Origin of the sequence: Paenibacillus medicaginis, assembly GCF_042138635.1 — a bacterium.
GTDB classification, from domain to species: Bacteria; Bacillota; Bacilli; order Paenibacillales; family Paenibacillaceae; genus Paenibacillus; species Paenibacillus medicaginis.
On the sequence record NZ_JBHIRY010000025.1, the window covers coordinates 19,846 to 35,934 of the forward strand.

Sequence of the window (16,089 nt, forward strand, 5' to 3'; positions counted from 1 at the left end):
CAGAATCAGCTTTTTTTAAAATATCTCTGTGAGAAGTCCCCTTCCTCTGCAGGTAGGGGATGAATCCCGGTTAGGCGAAACCTAGATGCACTTGTTTATTATATAAGGCTGGTACTTTTCTGGTCGTGTATTTGTGTGATATGATAGGAATATATGTTCTCGTTCAGGTGGTGACTCTTCGTGCAAATCACGTATCCATTTCGCGTTTACCCGCCCCCAAGGTTGGTGTATATGAAATGAGTGGCATGAAGAGAATGGCATCCGATCGCGATCCTATTCATGTGCTTTTCAAGGCACAACTCAACACGGAACTATCCCAATGTATCAACGCTTATAAGAGTGCCAGCTCTCGTCTGATCAAGAAGGATTTCCCCGATGTAAAAAAGAAATTGTGGAAAGAATATTTCTGGTCGTAAAGTTACTGTCTGATTATCGCAGGCAGTGCACCTCTGGAAGTATGGAAAGCCTATACGGGAATCAAGAGAAGGAGGCGAAGACCTCATGATTCGCTGTGTCAAAACCGCATTCCGAACTTCTAAAGTCGATCTGGACCGACTGTTTGCGTGTAACCGGATGTCAGCCGAAGTCTGGAATGAGTGTCTGTCTATCGCAAAGAACTATTCTCTGCAACACGATGGAAAATGGATGGGACAAACCAAACTTCAAGCCGCTATAAAAAATCGATTCCCTCTTCACTCCCAGTCTGTACAGGCTGTTTGTCATAAATATTTGTTTGCCCGAGAGAGCGCAAAGCAAGCGAAAAGTCAAGGTCTGAAGACCAAATATCCCTACAAAAACAAGAGGGTTTTCAACACGAAATGGGTAGACCAATCGTTCAAAATCGAGGGCAACACCATCCAATTAAGCTTAGGCATCCAGAACGGTAAGCGTCAGCAACCGATTCAGATCGTCGTGGCTGACTTGCCAGACGCCGAGATCAAAGAAATCGAACTGGTGTACGACCGAAAACTGATGGTTTCTCTTTGCTATGAGGATGGGGAAGTGGCCAAAGTCAACGAGGGCAGCGAGGTTGCAGGTGTGGATTTGGGAGAGATTCACTCGATTACGGCAACGACCACCGCAAACCAGTCGATCATGATCACTGGCAGAAAAGCCAGAAGTATTCATCGGTTACGCAACAAGAAGCTGGCCGAAATCCAGAAGCGGATGAGCAAATGCCAAAAAGGCAGTCGGCAATGGAAAAAGTACAAGAAAGCCAAAACCTACATCCTCAGCAAAAGCGAACGCCAACTCCAGGATGTCATTCATAAAACAACCCGGCAATTTGTGCAGTGGTGTACGGAACATGGCGTCAAGGAAGTCGTTATAGGCCAAGTGGAAGGCGTACAACGCCATACGAAAAAGAAGAGAAGCAAGATCGTCACGCAAAAGTTATCCAATTGGAGCTTCGGCAAGATTCGGAAACAACTCGAATACAAGCTTGAAGCCCATGGAACAAGCGTGAAACAGGTGGATGAAAGCTACACAAGTCAACAATGTCCTTGTTGTGGTAGAAGGAAAAAGACTTCTACAAGAACCTATACCTGTTCCTGCGGCTATGAAGAACATCGGGACGTTCATGGAAGCAAAGGAATATTGTCCAAATATCTGCATGGAGACATCCGATATTTGGGCGAAACGAAATGGATCAAGTATCTACGGATCGCTTAGCTGAGTGAGAAGTAGTAGACGGTGAGTTCCCACCCACTTGCAGAAGTGTTGCTTACTGAACCTTCCCGTTAGATTTCCGCTGCTGGCAGCGAAAGCAAATAGCCAACCTATTTGTTTGCAGAAAGTAACGGTGTGGCTGGTAAGAAGCCCCTACTTCTAAGTCAAGCGTAAGTAGGGGAGGTTCATAATAGACAAAGATTTAATCTCACAGCGGATGATACTGCGAACAAATAAAGCAGCTGCCCCGTCTAAGCATATGAACAGGAGGTTGCAAGCATGAGCTTGGACCATTTAGATGAAAAGCAGCAGGAATCCCTGCAAAAAATAAGGAAAAGAGTCATAGAAGCGATCGGTAAAAATATGGATTTATACGGGGTAACGCTTTCCACGGGGCATCTGTACGGCCTGCTTTTTTTTGCCGATAAACCGATGACGCTTGATGATATGGGCCGGGAAATGGAAATGAGCAAGACGAGCATGAGCACCAGCATGCGCACGCTGTTGGATTTGAAAATGGTGAACAAGGTGTGGACCAAGGGCTCCCGTAAGGATTTATATGAGGTGGAATTTGACTGGCACCAGACCTTTACCGATTATTTTGCCATCAAGTGGCGCAAAGCGGTGGAAATGAATCTGCAGGTGCTGCGGAAGGCGATCTCTGAAGTAGACAAGCTGTTGATGGATGAGGACGCCAGCGAGGCGGTGAAAGAGGCGCTGCTGCGCGACCGCGGCAAAATGAAACAGGCGGAATCCTATTATAAATGGCTGGACCGCCTGATTGATGCGATGGAGGATGAGAAGATTTACGAGCTGGTTCCGAAGGAAGAAGATGATAAAATAAAGGCAGAACACAAAAACTAGATGAGGCATGGTGCTTGCCTGGGAAAAGGGCGGGAGCATCGTCATGCTTATTTTCGAGGGAGAGATTCGCATGGTAAGCATACGGGTCAGTACGAAGAATGGCGAGCTTCAGGGTACAGAAGCGGACGGTATTTTTTCGTGGAAAGGCATACCTTTTGCACAGCCGCCGGTAGGGCCGCTCCGTTTCCGTGCTCCCCAGCCTCCGCAAGCCTGGGAGGGGATTCGGGACGCTTCACAGTTTGGTCCGGTTTGTCCCCAGCCGCAGAAGTCGGCTGAAGGCATCTTTGGATCGCGGACAGGGCAGCCTGCTCCGTCGGAGGACTGTCTGTATTTGAACGTTTGGGCGCCAAAAGCGGATGCTCCATGTCCTGTGATGGTATGGATCCATGGCGGTACATTTGTTACAGGGTCCGGAAGCATGTCCCTGTATAATGGAACGGCGCTGGCAAGCAACGGCGGTGTGGTGGTCGTTACGATCAATTATCGTCTGGGTCCGTTCGGATTTCTGCATCTTTCGCCTTTTGGAGAAGATCTGGTCTCCAACGCGGGGTTGCTGGATCAGATTGCGGCTCTGCAATGGGTTCAGGAGAACATCCGGGAGTTCGGCGGCGATCCGGACAATGTGACGATATTCGGCGAGTCGGCTGGTGCCATGAGCATAGCGGCACTGCTGGCGATGCCGGCTGCCAGGGGCTTGTTCCGTAAAGCGATACTCCAAAGCGGCGCATCCCAGGTGCTTAACCCGAAGAACGCCGCAGGCCTTGCTGCTGCTTTTCTGCATGAGCTGGGAGTAGATGCATCCAGCAGGGAGCGGCTTTCAACACTTCCTACAGAGGTTATTGCCGCGGCAGGGTTCAAATTATATGAAAAATTCGGTTCCTCCGGGGTTGCGATGCTTTTTCAGCCAGTGATAGACGGCAGCTCGCTGCCAGAGGAGCCGCAGAAAGCCATTGAACAGGGAGCAGCTCAAGATGTGGCTATCATGATCGGCACCAACCGTGACGAAGGCGCATACTTCGTGAGAGGGCCGGAGCATTTGATCAGCGCTGAAGCCGCTGCCCAGGCCATTCAGGCGATGACAGGGCTAACCCATGCCGCCGAGCTTTCCGGCCGGTATCCCGTCAGTGTGGAAGGACAGGCGCAGCTAATGACAGACCTGTACTTCTGGCGTTCGGCGGTACAATACGCATCTGGTCAGGCAGGCTACGGCCCGGTCTGGATGTACCGGTTTGACTGGTGCCTGCAGGGACACCCGTTCCTGGGAAAATCGGTGCATGGGGCGGAGATTGCGTTTGTATTTGACAACCAGCAGCAATTGAAGGAACTGAACATCACGCTGACTGAAGAGATGAAGCGCCTGTCACGATGGATGCAGGATGCCTGGGTATCCTTTGCCCGCAGCGGGAACCCCTCTACTCCGGAGCTGGACTGGCCCAGATATGATCTGAATGAACGGGCTACCGTTATTTTCAACTGTGACACTACGATTGTCCGGGACCCGGATGCGGAGAAGCGAAGCCTCTTCATTGCTGTGGCGAAGAACTGATTCCGCTTGTTTGCAAGCAGCCAGAGGACCTCTTCCAATGTTGGTATGGAAGAGGTCCTCTTTTTAAATTCAAACTCGTATTATATCGTAAAACGCTTAACCATTTGCTGCAGGCTTTCCGCCATATTCGCGAGCTCCTGGGTGGAAGAAGAGATTTCCTCCATCGCGGCCATTTGCTCCTCTGCGGCAGCCGATGTCGTCTGTGCGCTTTCGGCAGACTGCTTGGACATGTTGGCCAACTCCGTAACGGTAGCGGACACCTCCTGTGTGCTTGCCGAAATTTGTTCAGCAGCAGCGGACACCGTCTGGATCTGGTCTACTATATGGGCCGTGGAGCCTTCGATGCTGTTGAACGCCGTTTGCGCTTCTTCGCTGACCCGCAGACCCTCGTTGACCTGATTGCGTACCTCAGTGTTCATTTGATGGGTCGACCGTTCGATCAACTCCACCATCTGTCCGATGATCGTGCTGATTTCGCCGGCTGTATGCCTGGATTGCTCGGAGAGCTTGCGGACCTCCTCGGCTACAACAGCGAACCCGCGGCCTGCTTCGCCTGCTCTGGACGCTTCAATTGATGCGTTAAGTGAAAGCAGGTTGGTCTGCTTGGCGATGTCGGCAATCGCATTATTCATCTCCCGCGCATGATCCGACAGCTTGGAGAGCTCGTTGATGGAGTCTCCTGTTTCACGTACGGCCTGTAAAATGCGGTCCATCTGGCTCCGCACGGTGGTGATCTTGCGGCTTCCATTAGCAACGTCGTGTTCTGTCCGGGATGCAGAGTCCACAATGGAGGTCGCGGATTCGGCAATAGAGCCGACGCCCCTTGCCATTTCTTCCACGGCAAAGGCGGTTTGCTCCGAGGATTCAGCACTTGCTAATGCCGTTTCTGCCGCTTCCTGCACCGTTTCCGCGACAGACTGAACGGACAGGGTGGTCTGCTCGGTGCTTTCCTTAATCACTTCAGCCGATGAAGCCAAATGACTTGAGGTTTGATTGACCTCCGACACCATCGCATGCAGGGATTGTGTCATCTGGTCAAAATCACGGGCAAGCTCGCCGAACTCATCATTTCTCTTCAGATGGATGCGTTCCGTCAGGTTGCCTTCACTGATGACTTTGGTTCCTCTTTGCAGTCTGCCCAGCGGCACCATAATGCTGCGCAGTGTCAAGAATATAATGACGGCCGCTGCGACAATCGACACAACAATGACCACGAGGCTGTTGAACAGTATCGGCTTGACCGCCTGGTCATAATCCTGGTTGTCATAGATGCCGTAGATATTCCAGCCCGTCAGCGGCTGATTGGTGGAAAAGACATCTACCTGCAACCCAAGAAAGCTGATGCCATGAGCTGCAGCGGTCCCGCCGTTTGTGTCCACAGCAGGCAGCCCTTCCAAGAGGTCCCCTGCTTTTTTCTTGCTGTTGATATATGCAGGGCCGGCCCCCGCGACGATCATATTTTCATCATTGGTGATGATTAGTCCGCCGTGCTCGCCGATTTTGATATCCTTCAGATTGTCCGTAAGACTCTGCAGGCTAAGATTCAAGGTGAGCGCACCCTTGCCGTCAGGCAAAGATCTGGAAAACGTGACGACCAGATTGCCGGTAGAGGTGCTGACCACCGGTTTGCCAATAAAAACGTTTCCGTTCAGCTTCATGCTTTCTTTGTACCAGTCCCTCTCGCGTGGATTATACTCCGGATCGTCCTTGGCGGGTGATCTGACATAGCTGCCATTTTCAGTTGCGATAACGACTCCATCCAGCTTGGAGTACGTGGCCATCATCTGATCCAACGTCTGCTGAACCTGTTCCGGATGCTCGGTGACGTCCTCTGATGAGAGCACATTCACAAACATGTTCAGCGTATTTATAACCGGTTGTACATATTCCGTAATATTGGAATCGATCAATCCGATATTGGTCGTTACCGCATCGGAAATGTTGCTGCGCAGCTCGTTACTGGCACTCCGGTAGGAGAAATATCCTATGAACAGGCTGGGAACAAGGAGTACGACCAGGAAAGAAGCAATCAGCTTTGTTCTCATTAAACCGATGTGTCTCCTGAATTTAGCGAATAAGCTTGTGGAATGAATGTTGTCCATATGTATTCTCCTATTTCAAAATTTAACTGCTGTTATGTTATTCGACTAAATTCGAGTTGAAATAAAGAGCTTATGGACCTAGTTAAAATGGAAAAATAATACATAAATTATGAAAATGTATATCGAAAGCACCAGGTTCGCCGCGTGGGTGCTGCATAATTTTCCAAAGTGAAACAGTATATATAAAAAAACGACCGTGCCCGTTTATGGGAACACAGTCGCTGTATAATGAGGCGAAAATCCTTTTTTACGCAGAATTCTCCCTGGGCTGTCTGGAAATGAGAAACAGCGTAATCCAGATCAGCACAAAGCCGGTAAGCTGTGCAAGGGTGACCAGCTCGTGAAAGGCGACCCAGTTAATGAGCACGCCAATCATCGGGAAGCTGAGCTCGGCCAGCGTGGCATAGGAGGCCTTGGTAGAACTAAGTCCTTTGTAGTACAGCGCCATGCTGAGCAGTCCGGGCAGCAGCGCCTGCAGCACCAGATTCAGAATTACGGCACCAGCGGCCCATGTGCCTGACGGAAGCTGCCAGGGAGCCTGCTCCACAGAGGTCATTACGAGCAGCAGGGGCAGAGCCAGCATAAAGCGCAGGGAGGTTACTGTCTCATATTTCATGGTGCCAAGTAAATATCTGCCCATGACGGTGGAGCCGCCCCATAAAGCGGCAGCGCCTAACGAGAGCAGACTGCCGATTTGCATAAATTCGTTGACACGGCTGAAAGGCATCGACCAGCCGAAGGTCAGCATATAAGTGCCGGCCAGCGCGACCAGCAGCAAAACACTGAAGTAGCGGGGCAACAGTTCCTTCAAAATGATTCTGGCCATGATGATGGCAAAAAGGGGTTGCATCTTCTGCAACAGCAGCACCGCATTCGGGTTGCCGTCAGACAGGGCCATTGTGAACAGCACGGTAGCGAGGGCCGACCCGCCCCAGGAAATGAACAGCAGGGCCAGGACGTGGCGCAGCCGTACCCGCTTTAATTCTCCGCGGTGTCGCCATAGCACCGGCGCGGCGCATATAAACAGAATTACATGCTCCAGCAACACAATCTGCGTGGAGGTCAGATGATCCAGCAGCAGGATGCGGAACAGGGGATCGACGCCCCATAAGGCTGCCCCGATAACGACGAGCCAAAAGCCGCTTTTTACAGGTGCTTCCCGCAAAATAGCTGTGGATGACGCTGTAGTTTCACTCATGATTGTTAGCTCCTTTGTGGATAAAGGACCCATAGAGGCAAAAGCCCCCGCTCGCGTGTGGTTAAACACGGACGGGGGCTGATGATCAAATAAACCTGAACGTATACGACATCACAGGAATTTGAATGAGCCCAAAAGAGCAGACTGTTCCCGTGAACCCGCTGACGTGGTTTATTGTGAGATCTTCTTCCATCCGGACTGTACCGTCGGCTTTGGCATCTCACCAAATCAGTCCGCTGTCTGAATGACAGGCAGCGGAGTCGCGGGCTCGGCTCCAGGAGCCATACCGCCGGTCGGGAATTTCACCCTACCCCGAAGATCCTTATTCCGTTTTTTTAGATAGTATATATTCTACAGCTGTCTGCATGCTTCGTCCAGTGAAAATTACATGAAGGAGGCAGGGATATTTCATAAAATTTCAGAATTTTGGATGAATCGAATGCCAGTATTTAGACGCAGCTTGTCAGGCTAGTCAGCATAAATCGAACAAGTCCCTCATAGACATGTACTAATTCGAATTAAAACATGCTGAAGGGGTTGATGATATGCGCCGGAGTTCATGGATACTTGCCATGATCATGTGCGTGACCGTGCTGCTGGCTGGCTGCGGCAAGAAGAGCGCGGACGATGTGGTTAAAGATTTAAGTGATGTGGTGAGCGGGATGGACAGCTATCACGGTACGGCGCTGATGACCCTGCATACCGGCCAGACGCCACAGGAATATCTGGTGGATATATCCTACCGCAAGCCTTCGTATTATCGTATAGCCATGACGAATGAGAAGAAGGATATTACCCAGATTGTGCTGCGGAATGATGAGGGGGTATTCGTCCTTACACCAAGTCTGAACAAAAGCTTCCGTTTTAAAAGCGACTGGCCGGACAATCAGGGGCAGGTCTATCTGTACGAGACATTGGTGCGCAGCATCATAGGGGATGAGACTCGCCAGCTGGCTAACGATGATAAAGCCTACATCTTCGATGTTGCGGCTAATTACAACAGCCATGCGCTTGTCCGCCAAAAAATCTGGCTTGCCAAGGACAATTATGCCCCGCAGCAGGTGCAGGTGTCCGACGCCAATGCCAAAGTTGTGGTCGATTTGAAATTCAGCGATTTCAAATTCGGAACCGAATTTGACAAGGATGCCTTTGATATGGAGCGCAATATGGGCGCAGGCAGCACGGCTGTTCCGCCATCCAATTCAGGGGACGCGCAGCCGCAAGCGGAGACTGGGGGTAACAAGCCATCGGACAGCCCGGATCAAACAGGAACCTCGGATGAAACAGGAAACCCGGATCAGGCGGGAACGGGTACGAGCGGGCCGACAGCAGGTGAAGCTAACGGGACGGAGGAGCAACCTGTTGCTGATGGTATAGAGGCCAGTGATGCAGATGCCGGGGCCGGGGAGCCGAATGCAGGGGCTGACGGCCAGTCTGGCCAGGGAAGTGAAGACCTGGCCATGAGTGAATTCGGAATTATTGAGCCGACCTACATGCCTGCAGGCGTGCAGATGAGGGATATGCCGGAAATCGAGGACAGCGAGACCCATGCGGTGATGATGCGTTATGCCGGACAATACAATTATACGATTGTGGAGAGCCGGCCGCTTGATCGGGCTGTATCTCTTGCGGCAGGCGATCCGATTGATATGGGCTTTGGTGTGGTAGGTGTATTGACAGGAGATCAGCAGCAGACTTTGACCTGGATGATGGACGGCGTGGAGTTCAGAATTACGAGTGCGGACCTGCCTGTTCAGGAAATGATTCAAATTGCCGCGTCTATGCAGGATCAATCGGGTAAATAAATCCTTATAGGCGGATAGTGATGGTTGGCAGGGTACTCGCTCTGCTGCTGCCGCTGTCCGTCTTTTTTTCATCCGCTGTTTTCCTGCATTTGCATATGTCTGGCCCTGCTTCATTGACAGTCGCGGCACGGAACATTACCATGGTAACTATTCAGCTTACATCGCCCAGTGCGATCCGGCTCGGACTCAAGACTTTGAAGAAGGTGACCTACAGTGCAAGTACAATACAGACCGACCCGTGCGGAAATCAATCTTGATCATTTGCGCTTCAATTACCAGGGCATTCGCCATGCGCTGCCACAGCAAATGAAGCTGCTGGCGTGCGTCAAGGCTAATGCATACGGTCATGGAGCGGTAGAGGTATCGAGAGAGCTGGAGCGGCTCGGGGCTGATTATCTCAGCGTGGCATTTCTGGACGAAGCCATTGAACTTCGCAGGGCAGGAATTACTCTGCCTCTTCTGGTTCTTGGTTATACGTCACCGGAGGCTGTGCAGACGGCATGGGAGAACGAGATTACGTTGACGCTGTTCACGACAGAGGTGCTGGAGGCCGTTCAGGCGCTTGACCGTAAAGGGAGCCCGCGCCGGTTGAAGGTGCATATCAAAATTGACAGTGGCATGGGACGTCTCGGCTTGCTGCCGGATGAAGGCGCACTCGCCTTTATCGAGAAGGTCTGGAACACGGAAGAGGCGGAACTGGAAGGAATGTACACTCATTTTGCCAGGGCGGATGAAGAAAATAAAAGCTATACACTGGAACAATACCGGAGATTTCAGGGTGTGGCATCGGCGCTGCAAGGGAAAGGCTATTCCATTCCCATCATACATACGGGAAACAGCGCAACGGCTTTGGACATGCCGGGACTGTCGTTCGACATGATCCGGATCGGCATCGCCATGTACGGCTTGTATCCTTCCCATGAGGTGAACCGTCAGGCTGTTGAACTGCTCCCGGTTTTGACGCTGAAGACCGAGCTGTCCTACGTCAAAACTCTTCCCCCTGGCTGGGGCATCAGCTATGGAACCCAATATACAACAGCTTCCCAGGAGCTCATCGGTACGCTTCCGATCGGTTATGCCGACGGATATTCGCGGATGCTGAGCGGTAAAGCGGGAGTATTGATACGCGGCCGTCGCGTTCCGGTATTGGGCACCATTTGTATGGACCAGTGTATGGTTTCTTTGCAAGCTTTTGCCGCAGAGGCGAAAGAAATTCAGGCCGGCGAAGAGGTTGTTCTCATCGGCCAGCAATCCGGCGTGATCATTTCCGCGGATGAGCTGGCTTCCTGGCTAGGGACCATCAACTATGAGGTGGTCTGCATGATTGCGAACAGGGTCCCGCGGCTATATATGCGCGGAGGCCGGATAGTCACCCGCAGGAACCCGTTATTGTAGCATGTTTTGCCAGAGGATAACGAAGGAAATGACAAGAGAAACGATATGAACAGGCAGGAGTTTGCGTGGAGTGTCTCGAAATATGCTATGTGAGAGGCGAGGAAAACACTATGCTGGCGCCTAATCGGGAGCATGCTGCTAACAGAGGGGTGTTTTTTGAGAGGAAACGCACTGTACGCGAATGCCATGGTTAGTTTATAATGGGATGCAGCATAGTTGATATACTGCCAACATATATATATCTTGTATAAATTACCGGGGATAACGTTATAATGGTACAATGGCGATAAGGTTGTGGGGGGTGGAAGGAAGTTGGCTAACTTGCAGAACACCAAAAGGATTATGATCAGTTTGCCTGATTATCTTCTTCAGGAAGTGGACGGGATCGTAGCTATGGAGAATTCCAACCGCAGTGAATTTATAAGGCAGGCCATGAAGCTGTATTTGAGCGAACGGAAGAAACGGTATATTCGTGAAGCGATGCAGCGGGGATACATGGAAATGGCTAAGATTAATTTAACCATGGCATCCGAGGCTTTTTACGCGGAGGAAGATGCAGACAGCACTCTGGGCCGCACAGTTAGCGGGGTGTAATCGATATTGATCGTTAAGCGCGGCGACGTTTTTTTTGCAGATCTTTCACCCGTTGTCGGTTCCGAGCAAGGTGGAGTACGGCCGGTACTGATCATCCAGAATGATATTGGCAATCGGTTCAGCCCTACCGTAATCGTAGCGGCGATTACTGCCCAAATTCAGAAGGCAAAGCTGCCGACGCATGTGGAAATTGATGCGGCGACACATGGCTTTGACCGCGACTCTGTCGTCCTGCTGGAACAAATCCGGACGATCGACAAGCAGAGGTTGACTGACAAAATAACCCATTTGGATGAAGAAACCATGCGCAAAGTAAGCGATGCGCTTCAAATCAGTGTGGGGTTGATTGATTTTTAGCATCGGACGGATGAAGAATATCAAGGGCCGTACTGGCAAGTACGGTTCTTTTTTTGCCATAAACAGAAAAAGTTGCAGCCCGCTGCAATCGGGTTAGTATGATGGATAAGCTCTGTTGTATGGGGCTGGAGGGAGTTTTGGATACATGTCTAATGTAGTTGATGAAGTGCAGCAGAAGCGTCAGGAACGGATTATTAAACAGGTGGCGGAGGAATTGTCGCTGTCCCTGAAGCAGGTGCGTACGACGACCAGCCTGCTGGATGAAGGAAATACGATCCCTTTTATTGCCCGTTACCGTAAAGAGATGACGGGGGAACTTGACGAGAACCAGCTCCGTCAAATCGAAGAGCGGGTGCAGTACCTGCGCAACCTGGAGGACCGCAAGCTGGAGGTTATCCGGATTATTGATGAGCAGGGCAAGCTGACGGAGGTGCTGCAGAGCGCCATCGAGAATGCGGTCAAGCTGCAGGAAGTGGAAGATCTCTATCGTCCTTACCGCCAGAAGCGCAAAACACGGGCCAGCGTCGCCAAGGAAAAAGGGCTGGAGCCGCTGTCCGTATGGATCTGGAATCAGCCGAAGAAGGGCGATGTCATGCAGGAAGCAGAGCGTTATGTTGACCCTGAAAAGGGTGTGGATACGGCTGAAGCGGCGGTGCAGGGAGCGCTGGATATTTTGGCTGAAAATATTGCCGATGATGCGACCATCCGTAAATGGGTGCGCCGCTACACGCTGGACCAAGGCATGCTGACCTCGGAAGCCAAGGATGCGGAAGCGGAGTCTGTCTATGAGAATTACTACAGCTATCGTGAGCTGGCCAAGAAAATGCCGCCACACCGGATTTTGGCGATTAACCGCGGGGAGCGCGAAGGCTTTCTGAAGGTCAGTCTGGAGGTTGCACCGGAATCGGTTCACCGCTACATTGCTGGCCAGATCCAGAAGAGCCCGTCTGTCGTTGACCATTTAATTACAGCTGTCATTGAAGATGCATATAAAAGGCTGATCGCTCCGTCTATTGAGCGTGAGGTCAGAGCGGAAATGACGGAAAAAGGGGAGAATCAGGCGATCTCTATTTTCTCCGGCAATCTGCGCAGCTTACTGCTGCAGGCTCCGATCAAGGGACAGCGGGTGCTCGGCGTGGACCCTGCCTACCGTACGGGCTGCAAGCTGGCAGCTGTAGACGATACCGGCAAGCTGCTGGAGGTAGCCGTTACGTACCCGACTCCGCCCCATAACAAGAAGAAGGAAGCTGCCGAGAAATTCAAGGAACTCATTGACAAGTATGATGTCGAGCTGATTGTAATCGGCAACGGCACGGCTTCACGGGAAACGGAGCAATTTGTCGCCGATTTGATCGCTGAACTGAAGAGCAACAAGCTGTCTTACCTGATCGTAAATGAAGCGGGTGCCAGTGTCTATTCTGCGTCCAGGCTGGCCCAGGAGGAGTTCCCGGATCTGGATGTGGCGGAACGGAGTGCGGCTTCCATTGCCCGTCGGGTGCAGGATCCGCTCGCCGAGCTTGTTAAAATTGAGCCAAAAGCGATCGGCGTCGGCCAATACCAGCATGACGTTTCCCAAAAACATCTGGAAGAAAGCCTGAAAGCTGTCGTTGAATCCGCCGTTAACCATGTCGGCGTTGACGTGAATACAGCATCACCGTCGCTGCTGTCCTATGTGGCCGGCATCAATACGACCATTGCCAAAAATATTGTAAAATTCCGCGAGGAGAACGGAAAATTCGTCAACCGCCGCCAATTGCAGAAGGTATCCCGCCTTGGAGCCAAAACCTATGAGCAGTGTGTCGGCTTCATGCGTATTACGGGGGGAGACAATCCGCTTGACCGTACCCCGATTCACCCGGAATCTTACGAGGTGGTAAACCGCCTGTTCCAGGAGATGAATATCGATCAGCAGGAGATCGGCTCCAGGCAGGTGGCAGACCTGCTGGCTGTTCAAAATCCGGAGCGGCTGGCGGAGAAGCTGGGTGTAGGCGTGCCGACGCTGCGCGACATTCTGGACAGCCTGCAGCGTCCGGGCAGAGATCCGCGGGATGAGCTGCCGCTGCCGGTATTCCGCAAGGATGTGTTGAAGATTGAAGATCTGACTCCTGGCATGAAGCTGCAGGGAACGGTGCGGAATGTTATTGATTTCGGCGCATTCGTCGATATCGGTATCAAGAGCGACGGCCTTGTGCATATTTCACAGCTGAAGCACGGATATGTGAAGCATCCGATGGATGTTGTATCCGTGGGTGATAACGTCACGGTCTGGGTGCTGAACGTGGACTTGAAAAAAGGCAGAGTCGGTCTTACGATGAAGGAGCCGGTCGAAGAACAGGTACATTCCTGATTTCCCCAAAACACAGAAAAATTATTTTGCCGGTGTGTCCATTCGGGACACCGGCTTGTTCTTTTGGTGTCAGACGGACTTACCGTTCCGTGATTCCAGCGTTTTACCGGGATTTTTAACGTAGAAGAACCAGCAGTCGTTCAACAAGCGAATCTGATTGCGGTCTCTTTTGTTGAAAGCACGCATTAACTGATTTCTGAGCCATTGAGGCAACACAATCTCCTCCCCATTCGGTCGTATGTATGGTTAGCATATGGGCAACCGTCCTGATATGTTCCAGAAAGACATGCTTGACAGAACCGTATGGGGAGGGGGTATGATTCAAACATATATGGCATGGAGAGGAGTTGGCCGGAAGAAATGCAGCCCATGAGCAACGAAGAGCTTCAGCGCTGGGTAGAACGTATATCTGTTGATTATTTCGGGGCTCCCTTCCGTCATCGAGCGATCTTTAATCCCCGTCTGACCGCGACGGGAGGCAGGTATTTTTTGAAGAGCCATGATATCGAAATTAACCCTCATCAGTTGACCGCATACGGACATGCAGAAGTAGAGAGCATTATCAAGCATGAGCTGTGCCATTACCACCTTCATTTAAGCGGCAGGGGGTACAAGCACCGGGATGAGGACTTCAAGCGCCTGCTTGCCAAGGTAGGAGGAAGCAGACACTGCCGAACACTGCCTGGAAGGGAGAAGGCGAAGAAATTGCCTTTCCGTTACAAGCTGTTATGCCGTACCTGTGGCCAGGAATATTTGCGTAAACGCAAAATGGATCCTTCCCGCTACCGCTGCGGCAAGTGCTCAGGCCAGCTGCAACTTCTTCGCCTTGACGCTGTAACTCAATCATGATAAATTATAAAACAAAGAATGTTCCCTGATAGCTCAGTCGGTAGAGCACTCGACTGTTAATCGAGTTGTCACAGGTTCGAGTCCTGTTCGGGGAGCCAGTATGGAGAGATACCCAAGTGGCTCAAGGGGACCCTCTGCTAAGGGGTTAGACTGCGTAAGTGGTGCGAGGGTTCGAATCCCTCTCTCTCCGTTTAGAAGTACATCGTCGCAAGGGATTTGAACCCAGCCGGGTTCGTCGGAACAAAAAACCGTTCGTTGGCATCAGCCAATGAACGGTTTTTTCTGTAGTCCATACTAATCCGCATTTACCGTTAAGGAGGCGCTTCGTGTCTCCGCAAACCCATGCTCATCGTACAGTACACGAGCCAATAAATCCTGATTATAATTGCCGAAATTTTTCCCGTAAATCGTCATTCCGCGTTTGTTCACCGATTTGTCGGTCACGGCAATCCGGAAAGTAAGCTCACTTTTATAATCCAGTCCGATATCCTGCAAGGTGACATCCGAAATGCGGCAGCCATCAATAAAGCTGCCATTCTTGTTGATGCGGATCAGCTTCAGCATCCCGTATTGATTCAGATGGGGGGGCCACCAATCCGGATTGAAGGTTCCGCGCATATCCCCGAAATCCCCGGGACTGGTCCAATAGCCGATTTCCGTGCCATTGATATAAAAATACAGGTCGGAAGGATAATTGTCAGAATAACCGGGAGCCTCACTACCCAGCTCCAGAGAAAACTGGATTTCGCGGAAGGACTGGTTCGGTTTCAGATAGTTGGGAATACGATATTCCAGAAAGCCTTCACTCATCCAAATAATGCCTGAGTTGATCCGCTGCGGATCCGCGAAATAACGGGGATCGTCAAAATCTCCGATAATACTGTCCTTGGTTGCAAGCCCACAGGTTGGAAAAGCCTGATAGTTGCTGTAATGGCCCACCTGAATCTCCACCTCGTACAAATTATCGGTGTCCTTACTGCGCAGATCAACCATGAGCTTATCCTTGTTTAAATAACAAACCTTCTGAATTCCGTGCTTTCCGACAGAGGTGTTGATTTCAATTAGTCCGCTGTCCTCCAATTTTTTAATATGCATGGTAATAGCTCCGTTGCTGAGGTTGAGTCTTCTTGCGATTTCATTTAAATTCAGCTCCTGATTGCTGGCTAGCATCTCCAGAATCTGCAGGCGAATTTCCGAGCTGAGCGCCTTGAAAATATCAATACCGCTCATCAGGTCCTTAATATAGATCATGATACAGTACCCTCTTCCACGAAACTTTTTATTTTAGGTAAGTATAAACTAAATTACCTGAAAAGCAAATAAACAATACTTTTTGTGTGAAAAACGATGAAAAAACGGATGTT

14 protein-coding genes, 2 tRNA genes, 1 pseudogene and 1 riboswitch are annotated in these 16,089 nt (G+C 50.9%); of the genes and pseudogenes, 13 read left to right on the forward strand and 4 right to left on the reverse strand.

Features of this window, described 5'->3' with window-relative positions:
* Positions 1 to 140 precede the first annotated feature (140 nt).
* From ACE5LO_RS27930 to ACE5LO_RS20775, 4 genes and pseudogenes are all read left to right on the forward strand, one after another.
* A pseudogene (locus ACE5LO_RS27930) lies at positions 141 to 413 on the forward strand (transposase); the annotation flags it as partial.
* Between the two features lie 88 nt (positions 414 to 501).
* A complete protein-coding gene (locus ACE5LO_RS20765) occupies positions 502 to 1,671 on the forward strand; it encodes an RNA-guided endonuclease InsQ/TnpB family protein (protein ID WP_375521899.1) in 1,170 nt (389 codons plus the stop codon).
* A gap of 276 nt (positions 1,672 to 1,947) precedes the next feature.
* Positions 1,948 to 2,532, forward strand: coding sequence for a GbsR/MarR family transcriptional regulator (locus tag ACE5LO_RS20770; protein WP_375521900.1), 585 nt, complete (start codon positions 1,948 to 1,950; stop codon positions 2,530 to 2,532).
* Positions 2,533 to 2,602: 70 nt separating this feature from the next.
* A complete protein-coding gene (locus ACE5LO_RS20775; protein ID WP_375521952.1) occupies positions 2,603 to 4,078 on the forward strand; it encodes a carboxylesterase/lipase family protein in 1,476 nt (491 codons plus the stop codon).
* Positions 4,079 to 4,158: 80 nt separating this feature from the next.
* On the opposite strand, the gene ACE5LO_RS20780 is transcribed toward ACE5LO_RS20775, so the two are convergent.
* Entirely contained in the window at positions 4,159 to 6,123 is a 1,965-nt protein-coding gene (locus ACE5LO_RS20780; RefSeq protein ID WP_375521901.1) for a methyl-accepting chemotaxis protein, read from the reverse strand.
* Positions 6,124 to 6,427: 304 nt separating this feature from the next.
* Positions 6,428 to 7,378, reverse strand: coding sequence for a DMT family transporter (locus ACE5LO_RS20785; RefSeq protein WP_375521902.1), 951 nt, complete (start codon positions 7,376 to 7,378; stop codon positions 6,428 to 6,430).
* 177 nt (positions 7,379 to 7,555) lie between these two features.
* Positions 7,556 to 7,702: riboswitch (FMN riboswitch) on the reverse strand.
* A 221-nt stretch (positions 7,703 to 7,923) separates the two neighbouring features.
* Between ACE5LO_RS20785 and ACE5LO_RS20790 the strand changes: the two genes are divergently transcribed.
* From ACE5LO_RS20790 to ACE5LO_RS20815, 6 genes are all read left to right on the forward strand, one after another.
* Positions 7,924 to 9,183 (forward strand): DUF4367 domain-containing protein, encoded by a 1,260-nt coding sequence (locus ACE5LO_RS20790; RefSeq protein ID WP_375521903.1) that lies wholly within the window; start codon positions 7,924 to 7,926, stop codon positions 9,181 to 9,183.
* 20 nt (positions 9,184 to 9,203) lie between these two features.
* A complete protein-coding gene (locus ACE5LO_RS20795; RefSeq protein WP_375521904.1) occupies positions 9,204 to 9,440 on the forward strand; it encodes a hypothetical protein in 237 nt (78 codons plus the stop codon).
* A complete protein-coding gene (alr, locus tag ACE5LO_RS20800; RefSeq protein ID WP_375521905.1) occupies positions 9,397 to 10,578 on the forward strand; it encodes an alanine racemase in 1,182 nt (393 codons plus the stop codon). The genes ACE5LO_RS20795 and alr overlap by 44 nt, the downstream gene beginning before the upstream one ends.
* A 312-nt stretch (positions 10,579 to 10,890) precedes the next feature.
* Positions 10,891 to 11,172 (forward strand): CopG family ribbon-helix-helix protein, encoded by a 282-nt coding sequence (locus ACE5LO_RS20805; protein WP_375354957.1) that lies wholly within the window; start codon positions 10,891 to 10,893, stop codon positions 11,170 to 11,172.
* Between the two features lie 6 nt (positions 11,173 to 11,178).
* Positions 11,179 to 11,529 (forward strand): type II toxin-antitoxin system PemK/MazF family toxin, encoded by a 351-nt coding sequence (locus tag ACE5LO_RS20810; protein ID WP_375354956.1) that lies wholly within the window; start codon positions 11,179 to 11,181, stop codon positions 11,527 to 11,529.
* 145 nt (positions 11,530 to 11,674) lie between these two features.
* The gene (locus ACE5LO_RS20815; protein WP_375521906.1) at positions 11,675 to 13,876 is read left to right on the forward strand and encodes a Tex family protein; all 2,202 of its coding nucleotides are present in this window, start codon (positions 11,675 to 11,677) and stop codon (positions 13,874 to 13,876) included.
* 69 nt (positions 13,877 to 13,945) lie between these two features.
* Here ACE5LO_RS20815 and cmpA read toward each other — a convergent pair whose 3' ends face one another.
* On the reverse strand, positions 13,946 to 14,089 hold the full coding sequence (cmpA, locus tag ACE5LO_RS20820) for a cortex morphogenetic protein CmpA (protein ID WP_375521907.1): 144 nt from the start codon (positions 14,087 to 14,089) through the stop codon (positions 13,946 to 13,948).
* Between the two features lie 156 nt (positions 14,090 to 14,245).
* On the opposite strand from cmpA, the gene ACE5LO_RS20825 reads away from it, so the two are divergent.
* From ACE5LO_RS20825 to ACE5LO_RS20835, 3 genes are all read left to right on the forward strand, one after another.
* Positions 14,246 to 14,725, forward strand: a complete 480-nt coding sequence (locus ACE5LO_RS20825) for a SprT family protein (protein WP_375521953.1) — start codon at positions 14,246 to 14,248, stop codon at positions 14,723 to 14,725.
* 22 nt (positions 14,726 to 14,747) lie between these two features.
* Positions 14,748 to 14,823 (forward strand) — tRNA-Asn (locus ACE5LO_RS20830).
* A 4-nt stretch (positions 14,824 to 14,827) separates the two neighbouring features.
* Positions 14,828 to 14,915: transfer RNA gene (locus ACE5LO_RS20835), tRNA-Ser, on the forward strand.
* A gap of 104 nt (positions 14,916 to 15,019) precedes the next feature.
* On the opposite strand, the gene ACE5LO_RS20840 is transcribed toward ACE5LO_RS20835, so the two are convergent.
* Positions 15,020 to 15,976 (reverse strand): ArsR/SmtB family transcription factor, encoded by a 957-nt coding sequence (locus tag ACE5LO_RS20840; RefSeq protein WP_375521908.1) that lies wholly within the window; start codon positions 15,974 to 15,976, stop codon positions 15,020 to 15,022.
* Positions 15,977 to 16,089 lie beyond the last annotated feature (113 nt).